Annotated in this window: 12 protein-coding genes and 1 riboswitch; of the genes, 3 read left to right on the forward strand and 9 right to left on the reverse strand. The window is 48.4% G+C overall.

Going from position 1 to position 14,926, the window contains the following annotated elements:
- Positions 1-7 precede the first annotated feature (7 nt).
- Positions 8-1,213: a M20 family metallopeptidase gene (locus AC0TWI_RS09980; protein ID WP_488126199.1), complete on the forward strand. Its 1,206-nt coding sequence runs from the start codon at positions 8-10 to the stop codon at positions 1,211-1,213.
- Positions 1,200-1,382 carry a hypothetical protein gene (locus tag AC0TWI_RS09985; RefSeq protein ID WP_488126200.1) on the forward strand — a complete coding sequence of 61 codons (183 nt, stop codon included), beginning with the start codon at positions 1,200-1,202 and terminating at the stop codon, positions 1,380-1,382. Before AC0TWI_RS09980 ends, AC0TWI_RS09985 begins: the two co-directional genes overlap by 14 nt.
- Positions 1,383-1,433: 51 nt before the next feature.
- On the opposite strand, the gene AC0TWI_RS09990 is transcribed toward AC0TWI_RS09985, so the two are convergent.
- Positions 1,434-2,537: an NAD/NADP octopine/nopaline dehydrogenase family protein gene (locus AC0TWI_RS09990; RefSeq protein WP_488126201.1), complete on the reverse strand. Its 1,104-nt coding sequence runs from the start codon at positions 2,535-2,537 to the stop codon at positions 1,434-1,436.
- Positions 2,538-2,796: 259 nt separating this feature from the next.
- Here AC0TWI_RS09990 and AC0TWI_RS09995 point away from each other — a divergent pair, with 259 nt between their 5' ends.
- Complete coding sequence (locus AC0TWI_RS09995; RefSeq protein ID WP_488126202.1) at positions 2,797-3,198, forward strand: VOC family protein; 402 nt, start codon at positions 2,797-2,799, stop codon at positions 3,196-3,198.
- On the opposite strand, the gene AC0TWI_RS10000 is transcribed toward AC0TWI_RS09995, so the two are convergent.
- The 8 genes from AC0TWI_RS10000 to AC0TWI_RS10035 all read right to left on the reverse strand — a co-directional run bounded on the left by AC0TWI_RS10000 (position 3,162) and on the right by AC0TWI_RS10035 (position 14,925).
- Positions 3,162-3,578 (reverse strand): GNAT family N-acetyltransferase, encoded by a 417-nt coding sequence (locus AC0TWI_RS10000; protein ID WP_488126203.1) that lies wholly within the window; start codon positions 3,576-3,578, stop codon positions 3,162-3,164. The two genes, AC0TWI_RS09995 and AC0TWI_RS10000, sit on opposite strands and share 37 nt — an antisense overlap.
- Positions 3,579-3,661: 83 nt before the next feature.
- A complete protein-coding gene (locus AC0TWI_RS10005; RefSeq protein WP_488126204.1) occupies positions 3,662-4,612 on the reverse strand; it encodes a hypothetical protein in 951 nt (316 codons plus the stop codon).
- A 166-nt stretch (positions 4,613-4,778) separates the two neighbouring features.
- Positions 4,779-6,068: an exo-beta-N-acetylmuramidase NamZ family protein gene (locus tag AC0TWI_RS10010; RefSeq protein WP_488126296.1), complete on the reverse strand. Its 1,290-nt coding sequence runs from the start codon at positions 6,066-6,068 to the stop codon at positions 4,779-4,781.
- 23 nt (positions 6,069-6,091) lie between these two features.
- On the reverse strand, positions 6,092-8,176 hold the full coding sequence (locus AC0TWI_RS10015) for a glycoside hydrolase family 3 N-terminal domain-containing protein (protein ID WP_488126297.1): 2,085 nt from the start codon (positions 8,174-8,176) through the stop codon (positions 6,092-6,094).
- A 396-nt stretch (positions 8,177-8,572) separates the two neighbouring features.
- Entirely contained in the window at positions 8,573-9,034 is a 462-nt protein-coding gene (locus AC0TWI_RS10020) for a chemotaxis protein CheX (protein WP_488126205.1), read from the reverse strand.
- Positions 9,035-9,114: 80 nt separating this feature from the next.
- Positions 9,115-9,210: riboswitch (cyclic di-GMP riboswitch) on the reverse strand.
- Between the two features lie 658 nt (positions 9,211-9,868).
- A complete protein-coding gene (locus AC0TWI_RS10025; protein WP_488126206.1) occupies positions 9,869-10,315 on the reverse strand; it encodes an OsmC family protein in 447 nt (148 codons plus the stop codon).
- Positions 10,316-10,345: 30 nt separating this feature from the next.
- Entirely contained in the window at positions 10,346-11,080 is a 735-nt protein-coding gene (locus AC0TWI_RS10030; RefSeq protein WP_488126207.1) for a hypothetical protein, read from the reverse strand.
- Positions 11,081-11,115: 35 nt separating this feature from the next.
- Positions 11,116-14,925, reverse strand: coding sequence for a DEAD/DEAH box helicase (locus AC0TWI_RS10035; RefSeq protein ID WP_488126208.1), 3,810 nt, complete (start codon positions 14,923-14,925; stop codon positions 11,116-11,118).
- Position 14,926: the final 1 nt, after the last annotated feature.

The raw sequence follows: 14,926 nt of genomic DNA on the forward strand, positions 1-14,926 counted from the left end.
AACATTCATGTCAACTACCCTACAAGCAGGTTTAAAAGACGCCATCATTGAAAATGTGGAGATCAATCGGGAATTGTACGTAAAGGTGAGCCATGATATCCACGCGAAGCCGGAAATTGGGAACGAGGAGTACTTCGCCTCCTCCCTCCTTGCCTCGTTGCTTGAAAACGAAGGATTTACCGTGGAAAAAGCCGTCGCCGGCCATGAAACTGCCTTTTTAGCGAGAAAAAAGGCTGATAAACCGGGTCCATCAATCGCCTTCCTGGCCGAATATGATGCATTACCGGGCATCGGCCATGCGTGCGGGCACAACATCATCGGTACAACGAGCGTCGGCGCAGCCATCGCCCTCAGCAAAGTGATTGATGAAACAGGAGGAGAAGTCGTTGTTTTCGGTACCCCTGCCGAGGAAGGCGGTCCGAATGGAAGCGCGAAAGGAAGCTTCGTCAAACATGGCCTAGTGGAAGGAATCGACGCTGCGCTGATGGTTCATCCATCCAATCAAACAAGATTGACAAGCTCCTCTCTCGCTGTTGATCCGCTCGACTTCGAATATATTGGAAAGCCGGCCCATGCTGCGGCTGCTCCGCATGAAGGAATCAATGCGCTTGATGCCGTCATCCAGCTTTTCAACGGCATTAACGCCTTGCGCCAGCAATTGCAGGACGACGTGCGTATCCATGGCATTATCACTGATGGCGGCGATGCACCAAACATTATCCCGGAATACGCAAAGGCGCGATTCTTTATCCGCGCATCTACCCGGGCTCGCTTAGACGAAGTGACGAAGCGTGTCAAAGCGGTGGCGGAAGGCGCGGCCCTTGCCACCGGAGCAGAGCTGAACATCATCGCATTCCAGAACCAAGTCGACAATCTGCTTGCAAATAAAACCTATGATGCAGTTTTCAAAGATGTAATTGAGGCACTCGGCGAAACCGTCATAGCCGATAAAGACAGCGGCATTGGCTCGACGGATGCCGGCAACATCAGTCAGGTCGTCCCGACAATCCATCCGTACATTAAAATAGGAGCAGACGACCTCGTCGGTCACACTGTACCGTTCCGGGAAGCGGCAGCCTCTCCAGAAGGCGACCGTGCGCTGATCACAGGAGCAAAAGCACTTGCACTGACTGCGTTTGAACTCGTGACAAAGCCTGACCTGCTTGCCTCAGTCAAACTGGAGTTTGCGGAGAGGAAAGATGCAGAAGGCTGATGAATGCAGAGATTGCACATTCTGGGTCGAACTGAGAAAAAGCATTCATTTGGCCGAGCTTGCCCAAGCATTTGAACAATCCATGCAACAGCAAGGGAACACTGGTTACAGCCTTGAAATCGTGGAGCATGACGGGAAACTATGGGCGTGTTTTAAACATGAAGAGTAAAATAAGAAAAGGCTGACCGGCCAGAAATTCTCTGTACGGGTCAGCCTTTTCTTATTCATGTATAAGTGTTTGGGCTCCGAGAGTCTGAAGCAAATCCTCGGCATTTAGGAATCCAAGGCTCTCAATCGTCCGGGCTTTGGCGAAGTAGTCCTCTCCGACCATGATGCCGGATAACGTGATAATTGAATCCGCAACAGGTGTTGGTACGCCCAAGTGTTTGCCGAAAGAGTGAAGCAGGCCAAGCCCGATTGGGACATCTTCCGTGATATAGCGGTTATCGACCGATTCCGTCCGTAAATCTTCCACACTGTTGGCGTAAATATCGAACGCTTCGTCTTTCGTATAACGGCTCGGATCGTCAAACGTCCTGACCATGAACTCATCAAGATAGGATCGCGGCTGTGCATTTATTTTTACCAGGACCTCCATCTTTTCGTCATCAAGTTCATTGGCCACTTTCCATGTGGACGGCGTGAACCCTTCGGTATACATCGAAAAGTTGCCATTGGAATTTTCAATATACGCCGCATTTAAAGCAATTCCGACTGTATGCATAATTAAATTCGGATTATGAAGCGCTACCTCGACAATATTATCCCGCTCTACGCAATTTCCGATGATCGGAGTCAAGACAGAACATGCTTCTCCGACACGATCAGACGGCAGGGCCGCAATCGGATGCCCATAGTTTTTCGAGTAAATCTTCACTTCTCCCGGCTCCGTCACGCGGCAGCTGTATGGCAAAGTCTCCCCTTCAACAAACAGAGGGGCATCGTCCTCCCGCCCAAGCCGCTTCAGCTCATTCATAAAAATCACACTGCCCAGATAACCAGGGCATATATAGACGATTTGATCTTTGTTCACATGCGGAGCAAGCGCCCTTGCCAACTCTTCATGATAATTGGATACATAATAAACGAGGATGACATCCGCGTTTGGAATCGCTTCCGCTGGATTGCATGTCACTTGCTGCAGCGGGAAGACACCTTCGCCCTCGATTCCTTCCAGCTTGATGTGCCCGGTCTCTCGCAGCTTTTCAAAATGTTTATCCGGACGGCTGCTCAATTTCAGGATGCTTACTTCATGTCCCTCTTTTGACATGCATGCTGCCGCAGCAGAACCGCCATGCCCTGAACCAACAATCGTAATCCTCATTTTCAATCTTCCCTCCTGAAATTCTGTTCTCGCTGTGAAAATTAATTGTTTGTGATAGTTTTCACATTATCCTTCTAAAAGAACCTGCCTTGGGGAAAGGCAATGTGATGGCTAGTATTCTATTCCCTATATACCAAGCGATTAAACGCAAAGTTAGGATACGAGCGGCGCAATCAGTATTACTTATCACTGCCATTCACTATCTGTCTTGGCGTTGTTCGTTTCCTTAATCTACACTAGTAGTAAGGAGGGAAAAATGATGCAGAAAAAAAGTAGATTGATAGGGATTGACCATATCCAACTTGCCGCTCTTCCTGGCTCGGAAAAGGAGGCAAGACGCTTTTATGGGGGTGTATTGGGCATGGACGAAATCGAGAAACCGGTTAGTCTGAAGGGCCGCGGGGGCTGCTGGTTTCGCTGCGGAGCCCAAGAGGTTCATATCGGGATTCAGCCTGATTTTACACCGGCTAAAAAGGCGCATCCCGGTTTTATTGTCGAGGATTTGGAAGGCTTGAAGCACGTATTAAGGGAAGCGGGTTTCCCGGCAACCGAAGACAAACCTATCGCTGGCCGGGAGCGCTTCTTTACCGAGGATCCATTCGGAAATCGGATTGAGTTTTTGGCTTATTCTGAACGTGTTGAACCGGACTGCCGCTCATAATTTCTTACAAGCATCCCGTTCGTCTTCATCATGCCGAACTTTTCATAATAAGGGACAAGATCATCATCACAGCAAAGATCAACCATATAAAGATGATCCAGTTCCAAAAGCATTCTTCTGACAAGTTCCTTGCCGATTCCCTGATCCTTGTAATCCGGCAAAACTTCCAGAAGCGGGATATAGGCAGAGAGCACGCCATCGCTGATCGCCGTAATAAACCCGATTACCCTGCCCGTTTCTTCCTCAACGGCCAGAATATAGGCGCTGCTCCGCCGCAGCAGTTCCAGATGCGTATCGGGCGACGGCGGGTTCGGCCAGCCGTCAAAAAAGCCTTTCAGCATATCTGCTGTTATTCCGTCTAGTGTGTGTTGGTATTTCATCCTGATCCATCTCCTTTTTCTCGTATCTTTCTTCTTCAAAAGATGATTCAGGATTAAAAGTGAAGCAGCATATCTTCAACCCCTTATGAAACGATGATATTCTGCTCTTGCCGGTCTAGCTCCTTTAATTCTTCTTCAGCTTCATCCCGTTTCCGCCGCAGTCTTTCCTGTGTCTGCCGAACATCTTGCAGTACCTCATGAAGCTGACCTTTTGCATCGGTGATCCGGGAATGGACCATCCAGTCAGAAAATATGTTATCGAAAAAGAGATCCGTAAATGTGAACACATCGTTCTTGTTCACTTTAAAGGACTCAGCTGCAAGCTGCTGCACATCATGCAATTCCGTCTCATAATGACGGAGGGCACGTTCAGCTTGATGGACATAGTCATCGGAGCTGTTCATTTCCGAGTATTTTAAAGCAGAGACGATCAGACCTCCGCCAAGAAAGGTATCCCACATCGACAGCCCTTCCGCGTTTCCAAGCTTATCGAGAGCCCGGTCAAGTGCTCGGATTGCCCGAATCCCGGCTTCTTCTGCCTCGCCGATTTCTCGCATCAGGGAGCGGATTCGGATCCGGTCATCGGCAATTTTTTGCAGTGTCCGATTCGCGGTTGTATCATTCTGCCGAATCCATAATTCCTTTTCTTTCAGGAACTCTTCCCACTCTTCCTCAACAAACTCCAAGTCCCTCCGGTTCACGTCTTCCCGCAGCCTTTTCACTTCTGCCTCCAGATCGATCACTGTTTTTTCGGCCTCATGATAGCGAAGTTCTACCTCGGCTACTTCTCTCATTTCCTTTTCCATTTCGATATCCCATTTGCCGGTCAATTCCTTCAGCTTTTTAGCGAATGAGAACTTGCCCAGATTGATAACGTCCTGCTGTTCTTTCGTCAGTTGACGTTGAAGCCGGTCTTTTTCCAAAATCGCGTCCTTCAAAAGAGCTTCCCCCGCATCAAGTCTCCTCTTGATCCGCTTCCACTCATTCCGTCTCATCGTCAATTCCATTTGCCGCTCATGGATTTCTCGGTTCATAATTCGTACACTCCTTTATCTATCATACGGATGAGATTTATAGGAGGTTTCAATTTTTCCAGACTTTTGACTTACACGTTAAAAATGGCAAGGCCGAAGGACGGGAAGTTCCTTTCCCGACTTCATAGAAAAAAAGCCGGACTCTCATAAGTCCGGCCGCTACCTATTAATAAAGAAGATATTTCTTTCTCACTTTCTCGAAATCTTTCAATTCCGGCTCCCAGCGGGATTTCATTTGTTTTACAGTCATGCCATTTTCAATCCCTTCACGGACCCATCCGTTTCCGATCAAGTTGTCGAAGAAGGATGTAAGAGTCACTTGCTCTGGGTAGAGATCATGGATCGTTTTTACGATATGCAAACCTGTTTCGACCGGCTGGTAAGCCTCTCTGTCTGTAATATGGATCTGAATTCCGTGGGAAAGCTTACCGCTATGCTTCGAAAATGTCGGTGTGAATGATGCGGCTCGGAAGCTGACACCCGGGAGTTTTAAATTATTTAATTTGCTGGCAAGTTCCGTACTGTTAATAAATGGAGCACCAATCAATTCAAATGGCTTTGTTGTGCCCCTGCCTTCCGATACATTAGTGCCTTCGATCAGTGCTGCTCCCGGATAAACGATCGCAGTGTCAAGTGTCGGCATGTTCGGTGACGGCATGACGAACGGAAGATCCATCTCATCAAAATAAGATTTGCGCTTCCATCCCTTCATCTCGACTACCTTTAAATCCGCTCCGATTTTAAATTCGGTGTTGAACAATTTAGCCAATTCCCCAACCGTCATGCCATGGCGCAGCGGGATTGCATACTGTCCAACGAATGAAGCGAATTGAGGATCAAGTACCGGCCCTTCGACCTTTGTTCCGCCAAGCGGGTTCGGCCTGTCCAGGACGATGAAAGGAATGCCTTTTTCCTTCGCTGCTTCCATTGCAAGTGCCATCGTATAAATATAAGTATAGAAGCGGGATCCGACATCCTGAATATCAAAAACGAGGACGTCCACATTTTCCAGCATTTCTTGTGTAGGTTTTCGTGTTTTCCCGTACAGGCTGTAAACCGGAAGGCCCGTTACTTCATCAATATAGTACTCTACATACTGTCCCGCCTGTGCATCACCGCGCACCCCATGTTCCGGTCCGTAAAGAGCGGTCAGCTGCACGTCCGGGTCGTTGTGGAGCAGGTCAACGATGCTGTTCAAGTTTTGGTCCACGCCTGTCGGATTTGTAATCAGTCCGACACGTTTTCCTTTAATAAGATCTTTCTGCCCATCGAGCAGTACTTCTACTCCCAAAGAAAACTTGTTCCCTTTTCCGGAATTCTGACCTTTGCCGTTGCCGTTATTGCCTTGGTTATTCTGATTTCCTCGGTTGCCCTGGTTGCCGCTTTCTGCAAATACTGCAGAAAGCGACGACATGACCAAGATTGCGGTAACAATCGTAATCAGCCACTTTTTCATCTTCATTCAATTCTCTCCCCCATTCAATAGGTCAGCCCGTGGCCAAATTTGTACAGGTCTCCGCCCGCAGGATTCGGGATTGTGACCGGAAGCTTGCCTGATGGTGCTGTCTCTCCGAATAGGATGGAAGCCGTTGCCCTGAAGCTCGCAGGACGGAAGCTATATTGGGCGAGATACGCATCAACATCCGGATAAGCCATGATGTCATACGGATTGCGGATGCCGACTGCAATGACCGGTACATCGATTGCCTTCTCCAGTCCACTTACCATTGCCATCTGTGGATTTGCCGGATCTCTTCCCGCAACATTGGAAGTTGTTGTTCCAGCGATAACAGCCTTCGCTCCCTTTGCCTCTTCCATCTGTGCTTCTGTAAGCGGCTTATCTGTCTTGATCAGCACCGTATTCTCATGGTGACTTTTTATAGCGTTATACAAATCATCAATATACGTGTTGCCAACAACGACAATTTTATCGGACGAAGCCGGTTTTAAAGGCAATGCGCTGTTGCTGTTTTTAAGAAGAGTGACCGATTTTTCAGCGGCTTCACGTTCAATTTTTTTGTGAGCATCCGATCCGACTATTTTCAATGCATTAGCTACTTTGCCCTCAATCGGCTGCGGATCCTCTTCCTTCAATATTCCTCGTTTGATTTTCAACGAAAGGATTCTCTTTACAGATGCTTCAACTCTTTTTTCAGAGATTTCTCCTGTTCTGACCGCCTCGATAAGGCCATCTCCCACGCTTTCCAACCCGACCGGCATCAAGACAATATCTGTTCCGGCCTTCACAGCACGGATGACTGCATCAACGGGTCCGAAATGGTCGGCAATCGCCTGCATGTTAAGTGCATCTGTAGTGATTAGACCTTCATAGCCCATTTCTTCCCTAATCAATTCTGTCAACACTTTATGCGATAAAGTTGCCGGGATATTGATCTCTGTCCCGTCCTTTTTCGAAATCGCTTTTGTATCGTCTATTTTCGGGAATGTGACATGAGCCGTCATTATCGCATCGATGCCTGCTTCCATAGCCTTTTGGAACGGATAAAGTTCAACTTCCTTCAGCCTTTCCTTGTCATACGGCACTTCAGGCAATCCAAGGTGCGAATCGACAGCAGTGTCCCCATGTCCTGGAAAATGCTTTGCCGCTCCAGATGTTCCCGTCCCTTGCAGTCCCAGCGTGTAGGCAACACCGAGCTTTGCTGTCAACGCCGGATCCTCGCTGAATGAGCGAACACCAATAACAGGGTTATCCGGATTGTTGTTTATGTCGAAAGACGGGGCGAAGTTCATGTTGATGCCGAGCGAATGCAGCTCCTCACCAATTGCTTTGCCGACTTGGCGGGACAATTCCTCAGAACGTGTGGCGCCAAGAGCCATGTTCCCCGGAAAGTCAGTGCCCGATTGGAGCCTTGTCACGATTCCGCCTTCCTGGTCAATTGTTATGAGCAGTCCGTATTTTTCCGCAGCCTCTTGGTATTCGGCAACAAGCTTTGTCGTTTGTTCCGTTGTCACTACGTTTTCCCTGAACAAAATGACGCCGCCCAGGTGATATTTCTTTACAAGCTGTTCAATCTCACTATTGATTTCTGTTACATTCTTGCCTTTCCATGTACGGAAATCAGGCATCAGCATTTGGCCGATTTTTTCTTCTAGTGTCATGCTTCCGATAGCACGATCGACAAGATTGTAGCGGCTGCCTTTGCTTTTATCAATTTCAGCTGTAACAGGAGGCTTGCCTTTCCCTTCCCGTGCTGCCGGGTCGGGCTTCGCTTGGATGGCGATCCGATCTGAATACTTTCCATCCGACACTTCGATGAAGGTTTTTCCTGGTTTTCCGGTTACGGTTACGACGCCGCTTTGATCCACTTTAGCGACATTTTCATTTGTTGATGTCCAAGTGAGGTTTTTCGAGGCACCCATGAAATGCCCCTCCCCATATACATGAACCCCACGAAGCTGCAACTTTTCGCCTTCAAGCTTGGCTGTAGATTCGGGAAGGTTCTGCAAAATAACCAGGTCGCTTACATCCTGATTTTCGGCAGCTTGTACAACTTTCCCTCCGCCTACTGCACCCGCAGAGAGAACAAGTGCTGCAATGATAATTGGAACTAATAAGTATTTTCGCAAAATCACCAATGATCTTCCCCCATCTCATAATGTTAATTTTTTTGAATCTAAACCCATTTGCATTGCAGACTGGCAAGTTGGTATCGATTCCCCAGAGAAGCCCTTCTTGCTAAAATCCGTTTTCACTCCCTCCCTCCTTGAAAACCTTTTCATTTCCACTCTAACGAATCCGCATAAAATTTTCCATGATTCAGAAGTACCTTCCCACTCAGCATTCATGCAAATAATCCAACTTTTGAACTGTTACATATGAACCGAACATACGTTTGCAACCGTTTGTATCCATATTATCTCCAATATCGTCTCTATGCAATCTTTATTTATTTTTCCAAAAATAAAACCCTGCAGAGTATTCTCTGCAGGGCAACATCGTTAATCGATTAATAAATAGATATCCAAATCTCCGCAATTCTCCAGCACAACACCTAGCCGTATTGCTTTTTCGTAGCCTGACAGCTTCGTATCTCCTTCAAAAATTGTCGGAGATGTAATGTCCGTTGAAATTCCGTCCGTGGCGATGATTGTAGAAAGGGAACCGGCAATCATATTGCCAAGCTCACCGCTGAATGAGACGAGCATCTCTCCTTCCACCGGCATTCCGAACATCGCTTCTGCGACTGATTTGAATACGTCCGTGCCGCCAGAGATTATCAACTTACCTTTCACATCTCCAATGATGCCGATCAGCACTCCGAATTGAAGTTGCAGGGAATTCCCTAATAAATCCGGTTGCTTCATTTCCTGTTTAATCGGCAAGATTGCTTTTAAGGATGTATACGTACCATTGAGCAAATGCCCGACAACTTTATTCCTGTCTGCAAGTGAAACAGCCACCCATCTCCACTCCCCTTTCAATGAAATTAAAAAAAGGCTTCTCCGCAAAAAATACAGAATCAGCCAATCATTCAGTAGTGTTTGGCAACCTGGCAATCATAGCGCGACTCTCTTCATCACACCTTAGACCCATAGCTTTGCGTCCTGCCTTTTCAGACAGTTTGCCTTTTACTAAATATGAAAAATGTCTATATCCTTTTTACTATAAAGTCAATCAAAAGACAAGGTTATCCGCTATATTTCTTCCTATTTCAACAATGTTTTTATCATTTCAGGTCTTTTGACCTAAATCTAATGGGGTAGCTAAAAACTTGTTCACGTGATTCCCCATCATGAGATAGAGTTGGAAAGTTCATTTCTTTCGAAGCTATAATCATTCATCTATTCGATTGCTGTTATATTGGAATTAGGATTGGGCAGCGAATCCGGGGGGAAGTGATCGCCAATAGCGGAAGCAATCAAGTTCGAAGGGATCAGGCAGAAGATACAAGCGGCAATCTGACTCTTTAATTTGTTAGCGACGAGGACGTGGCCCAGACATGCGGGGACTACCCGGTTGCTGGGGCAAAAGCGTTCGCTGGGCTCAGCCCCGACCCCAAGATAAATATTATTGCCTTGACGCAGAACAGGTAGGGATAAACCAGTTGAGGGATGTTGAAAATTTCCGCCGAGACAATCAAAGAATCGGATACCTCCGAAGTTTTTCCCTTCTCGCATACTGGGATATCGTAGACCGGTGGATGATTGTATCGACAGACTCGGGGACGACAGGGGGAATTCATAATCTCTTTTTATGCTGCGCCCCATCTTGAGCGAGATGGGGTGCAGTTTTTATTACTTTTTCTTCCATTCGCCTTTTAAGGTGACACCAGCGTCTTTCAGCAAATTCCACAAAGGGCAACGCTTTTCGACCGTTTCCTTGAGCCTCCGGATTGCCTCGTCCTCTTCATCCGTATCCAGAATCACTTCAACCGTCACGGCTTGAAAATAGGTCTGAACCCCTTCTACTCCTTTGAAGCCGCGCGGATCGAGAGTGCCATCCGTTTCATAGTCGATGCCTCTATAGCTGAAGTCTTGCTCCTTGGCGACATAGGCGATCATGATTGAAGTACATGCGGACAAGGCGCCAAGGAAGTATTCCAGCGGATTCGCCCCTGCATTGGAACCGCCGAGCCGCTCAGGTTCATCTACGATAAATGGCGGCAAATCGCGCACTTGGACAATATTTTTTAACTTGGATTCCAAACTTCCGCTCACAGATAAAGTCGTTACATTGCTCATAAGAAAAACTCTCTCCCTATTCAGGTATTTTTATAAAACTTGCTTGTCAAAAATCTGTTTTTCCAATGTTTCATCCCACTGGTTTATCAGCGTATTCCAGACCCTGACATATTTCCGTTCGTTCCCGGTATGATGAAGCTGAAATTCATAGCAGGGGATGTTGATCTCTTGCACTTCTGCCACCCCGGCTATTCTCTCGACCTCCACTTGCAGGGATCCTTCCTCGCCGTCCTCTTCTGGCAAAAGCGTGCTGCTCAAAAACTCCTTCACAATCGATTCATCAAGCATGGACACATCGACCTTCTCTGCAGAAAGGTGTCGGTACTTTTCAGAGCTGCTGCCCGTTTCAGTGCTTTCTCCGCCTTCACTCGAAAAAAAACGATGATGTGCCGGACTGTAATAAGCAGTCTCCTTTTCCTGCTCAGGCGGATGGACGAAAATACCGTTCTCGAGCAGGCTCTCACCTTTGTCCGTGATCAAAAAAACATCCTTTTTCCTTTCGATCATGCCCGTGAGCATCATCTTCTGAATCAGGTCCTCGACAAACAAAGGCTCGACCATCAAAATATCACTGACATCCTCGGCTGCTGATAGTTCCAACTGCTGGAATGAAAGCAGCAGCATCTTCATCAGCACATCCATCTTTGATCGCTTCACCGTCTCAAATTCGATTTCCACTTCATAAACCGGCAGCACCCATTGTTCCGATTTTAGCAGCTGTACGCCAGGATCCTTTAACAGCTCTGCCTTCAGTTGCTCTTGCATCAACGTCCACCCCCTTTTGAATCTATCCCAGTACTTTAATGCGTTGCCGCAACGGTGGACAAATTCTTGATTGCCTGTTTGTTTTTGACGTGTTGATAAAGCCGTGTGTACATCGTTTTAGCGGCAGGATTTTTCGGCCGCTTGGTAAACATGTCGGAGCTGCCGATAATGACAAGAAGTTCCCGAGCGCGGGACAGGGCGACGTTCAGACGCCGGTAATCCTCGGCAAAGCCAATCGTGCCGCTCGGCTGGTCGTGGTTCCGGACGAAGCTCAGGACGATCACGTCCATCTCCATCCCTTGGAACTTGTCGACGGAGCCGGTGCGGCAATGCAAATGTCTCGGTTTTACGTTCTGTTCGATCAGCCGGTCAATCCGCTTCACCTGTTCTCCGTAAAAGCTGATGATCCCGACACTTTTCTTTTCTTCCAAGCCAATTTCCCCTTCGTTTTTCGCCTCTTCTACTGACTTGTCCAAAGCGGCGAGCAGCTCCTCAATTCCTCCGAGCTCGGCCTCATTGTATAGACTTGTCCCGCCTTTTACCTTCGCTTCAAAGAACGGCGGCTTATTGGGAACGTCAAGCCAGACAATATGGTCCTTCCTGTCAAAGAATCGGGTTTCAAGCTTATGATCGCGAATATCATCCGAATTTTCTAGACCGCATTTCAAGCTGTAGTCCCCTTCTTCGTAAAACGGGGCGATCGTCTCCATGATCTCCTCATGCATTCGGTATTGGATCCCGAGCATCGTCTTGTTTCCTTTCGGCAAAGTGCGGAACAGCCGTTCAAACAGCGATTCCTTCAAAAGCTTGCGCAGCTCGTTTTTTTCATGCTCATCTTCTATTTCTTCGACGAATTCCTCCATCGTTTCCCTGCCGACAAGCGGCGGCAACTGATGGTGGTCACCAACCAGGATAATCTTCTTTCCCTTCAACATCGGCAAAAGAAGCTCCGGCGGCGTTGCTTTTGATACCTCGTCAATGATCACCACGTCGAACACCGGATAATCCTCCATGAATTCACGCCTTGCTGATGCTACACAGGTAGTACCGATTACGTTCGCATACTTTACATACAGCTTGCGGATTTCATCCAAATCATACTCGCTCGCTTCTTCGAGCAGTCCGAGCCATTGATTTTGCAGAGATTTAATAACCGGAATCCGTGCCTGCTCCTTCTTCACACTTTTCGCTTTTTCCGCCAAATGGGCGATCGTTGTCAGCTTCTCCTTGTATACGAATTCCGGTTTTTCTTCCAATAATGATGAAAGCATGGCAATCCGAGCTTCATGATCTTCTATGCCTTTTTTACATGTTTCGCGTTCTGCCCGCTCCTTTTCCAAAACGGCTTGCCAACGGGTGATCCGCTCTTCCGCCTTCTCAGCCAGCAGTTTCCGCTCCGAAAGTGCTGTTTCCGATTCGGCTACAACAACCTTTCTCCTTTCAAAAAGGGAAAGCATCCTCTCTCCATCGGCGATTTCCTGATCAATCGCATCCCGGTCGGCTCGAACGTCAGCGGTCTCGGCCAGGCTTGCCAATTCGGCCTTCAATTGATCGAGCTGCCCTCTGCTCTCAGCCATCTCTTCGCGCAGCCTCTTCTCTTCTTCTGCAAAACCCGGCAGTTTGTCCGCCACTTCTTTGGCTGTATTAGCTTTTATCAATGAAAACTTCTCGGCCGCTTGCCTGCGTGAGCTGACCTTGATGCTCTCCAGCCGCTGCCCGACTTCTTCCTTTTTCCCGAGCAGAAAAGCGACGTTCTCCGCAATCCGCGACAAGAGTTTCGTTTTTCTTTCGTCCCGGTCAGGCAGGGCAAGTACGGACTTTGTGCCGGGGGAGACGATGAATCGACCAATTTTATCGATCATGTTCGTCATCTCTTCCGGTGTCGGGTAGCGGCTGTCCCGTCTTAACTGGATCGTATCCACAGGATAGCCGCAAGATCCCAGCAGCTTTTTCAGCATCTCGGTTGCCTTCGTAAGCCGGGTATCAATCCCTTCCCAGTCCAGATATTCCTGCGAATAGATTTCAGTCTGGATATCGCTGATCCGTCTGCGAAGCGCATTGATTTCCAGGCCCACCTGCAAGCTTGGCTTCACTCCGAGTGAATCCAACAACTGTTGGAATGCCTCGAGCTTGCGGACCCCCTTCATTTCTTCAAGAAAACCGAGATGCGCTCCCGTCGTTTTCCGAAGATCTTCCGCTTCCCTGGCCAACCTTGCGTATATGCCATCAGCCGCTTCAACTGCATCCTTTGCCTGAAAATAAAGGAGTGTTTTCCGGCATGCGGCCACTCTTTCGGAGAGCAGTTGCATCTCCTCCTCAACAGACTGGGTGATCGCTTCCCGTTCAAGCAGAGCGGTCAACGCCTCCATATCCGTTGCAGCGCGGAATGCCTCCTCCTTTGCAGTTGCAAGCTCCTTTTCCGCTTCCTCCATCAGCTCAGCCTTTTCATTATCAACACTGCGGAGCTCCTTCAGTTTCTCTGACCGTTCCTTGACTTCCGCTTCCGCCGTCTTTTTTAGTTCTATTTTTTCCTCAAGGGCCGGCAACTCGAGCTGAAGGGCCTTTTTCTCTTTTTCGATCCTATCCAGCTCAGCGACAAGTTTTGATTCTAGTGCTGATTGTTGGCCATCCTGTTCCTTCAGCATCGCGAGTGTTTCTTCTTTCCAATGAAGGGCCACATTTTCCTCGATGAACCGTTTCCCCTCTTCCTCGATGCTTTCTGTACGGCCATAGCGCAGAATCCGGATGCCGGGATCGGATAAAAGCCGGCCGAGCGCATTGTCGACGGCCAGGTTCGACTGGGAAGCAACGAGCGTCCGCATCCCCGCTTTCACAAGCTGATGGCAAAGTTCGGAAATGACTGTCGTTTTCCCCGTCCCGGGCGGTCCCTGGATCACGTATAAATCTTTGGATGACATCGCCCCAGTCACCGCTTCCCGTTGAAACTCATTCAGGTTATGGTGAAAGTCCAGCTCCAAGCGCTCGTTCGTGACCTGTACGACTGGCCGCTCTTCAAATAAGATCTTCTCGAGATTCGGATTCGCCGCCATACCGTACTGCAAATCCTTGAAACCTTTTCGCAGCCGGCGCACCTGGCTCAGCTGGGCAAAATTGCTGAAAACCACTTCCCCCGCATGCTCAGGTAAAAGCGTTCCCTTCCTTGCAAGTCCCTGGTTTTTCCGGCTCAGTTCAATTTTTACTGCCATCCGAGAACGGTCAACATCGACTACGGTTCCGAGATCCTCCTTCTGTCCTTTCAGCTTGGCGCTGAAACCGGTGACCGCTGCCAGTTGCTTTCCATTCAGTCCGCTGCATACAAGAGAAAGGCGGGTGAAGTTTTCGTTGATCACGCCATGAGAGAATTTGGCATGGATGTCCTCCACATCGGCGTTCTTCTCTTCAATTCGCAAATACCCTTCCCAGCTTGCAATCCGCTTCTCAACATATTCCGATCGTTCCTTCGCTACCGGGAGCCGGCGCAGGCTGTTGTACAAGGGCAGCGGCATCGGCACATGTCCGCCAATCATAAAGGAGAGCCGAGCGGAGTGGCGGCGGTTCGTCCGGACAGGTTCCCTCCGGCCCTTCACCCTGAAATTGATAGCGAGAAAACCGTCATTTTTATAGAGGCAATCCATCACTGCCACGCGGCCGTCAAGCAAGCGGGACAGCGGACCATTTGTCTCATTGTCAAAGAAAAAAGAGAACGCCATTGTCTCATCCTTCTCTGGCAATCTCTCGATATGTACATCAAAATGATTCTGCAACGAAAAAAACTGCCCCTCGTCTGCAGCCCACTTTGCCAGCTCACCCCGTACTCGATGTGTCAAATCCAAGCGGCACTTCATC

The organism is Lederbergia sp. B243.17, assembly GCF_057657925.1.

Excerpts from the sequence above, each read along its gene's own strand:
- AC0TWI_RS09990 (WP_488126201.1), bottom strand. The coding sequence starts at position 2,537 with ATGAGGATTACGATTGTTGGTTCAGGGCATGGCGGTTCTGCTGCGGCA.
- AC0TWI_RS10000 (WP_488126203.1), bottom strand. The coding sequence starts at position 3,578 with ATGAAATACCAACACACACTAGACGGAATAACAGCAGATATGCTGAAA.
- AC0TWI_RS09985 (WP_488126200.1), top strand. The coding sequence starts at position 1,200 with ATGCAGAAGGCTGATGAATGCAGAGATTGCACATTCTGGGTCGAACTG.
- AC0TWI_RS10025 (WP_488126206.1), bottom strand. The coding sequence starts at position 10,315 with ATGAGCAATGTAACGACTTTATCTGTGAGCGGAAGTTTGGAATCCAAG.
- AC0TWI_RS10005 (WP_488126204.1), bottom strand. The coding sequence starts at position 4,612 with ATGAACCGAGAAATCCATGAGCGGCAAATGGAATTGACGATGAGACGG.
- AC0TWI_RS10035 (WP_488126208.1), bottom strand. The coding sequence starts at position 14,925 with ATGAAGTGCCGCTTGGATTTGACACATCGAGTACGGGGTGAGCTGGCA.
- AC0TWI_RS10030 (WP_488126207.1), bottom strand. The coding sequence starts at position 11,080 with ATGCAAGAGCAACTGAAGGCAGAGCTGTTAAAGGATCCTGGCGTACAG.
- AC0TWI_RS09980 (WP_488126199.1), top strand. The coding sequence starts at position 8 with ATGTCAACTACCCTACAAGCAGGTTTAAAAGACGCCATCATTGAAAAT.
- AC0TWI_RS09995 (WP_488126202.1), top strand. The coding sequence starts at position 2,797 with ATGCAGAAAAAAAGTAGATTGATAGGGATTGACCATATCCAACTTGCC.
- AC0TWI_RS10010 (WP_488126296.1), bottom strand. The coding sequence starts at position 6,068 with ATGAAAAAGTGGCTGATTACGATTGTTACCGCAATCTTGGTCATGTCG.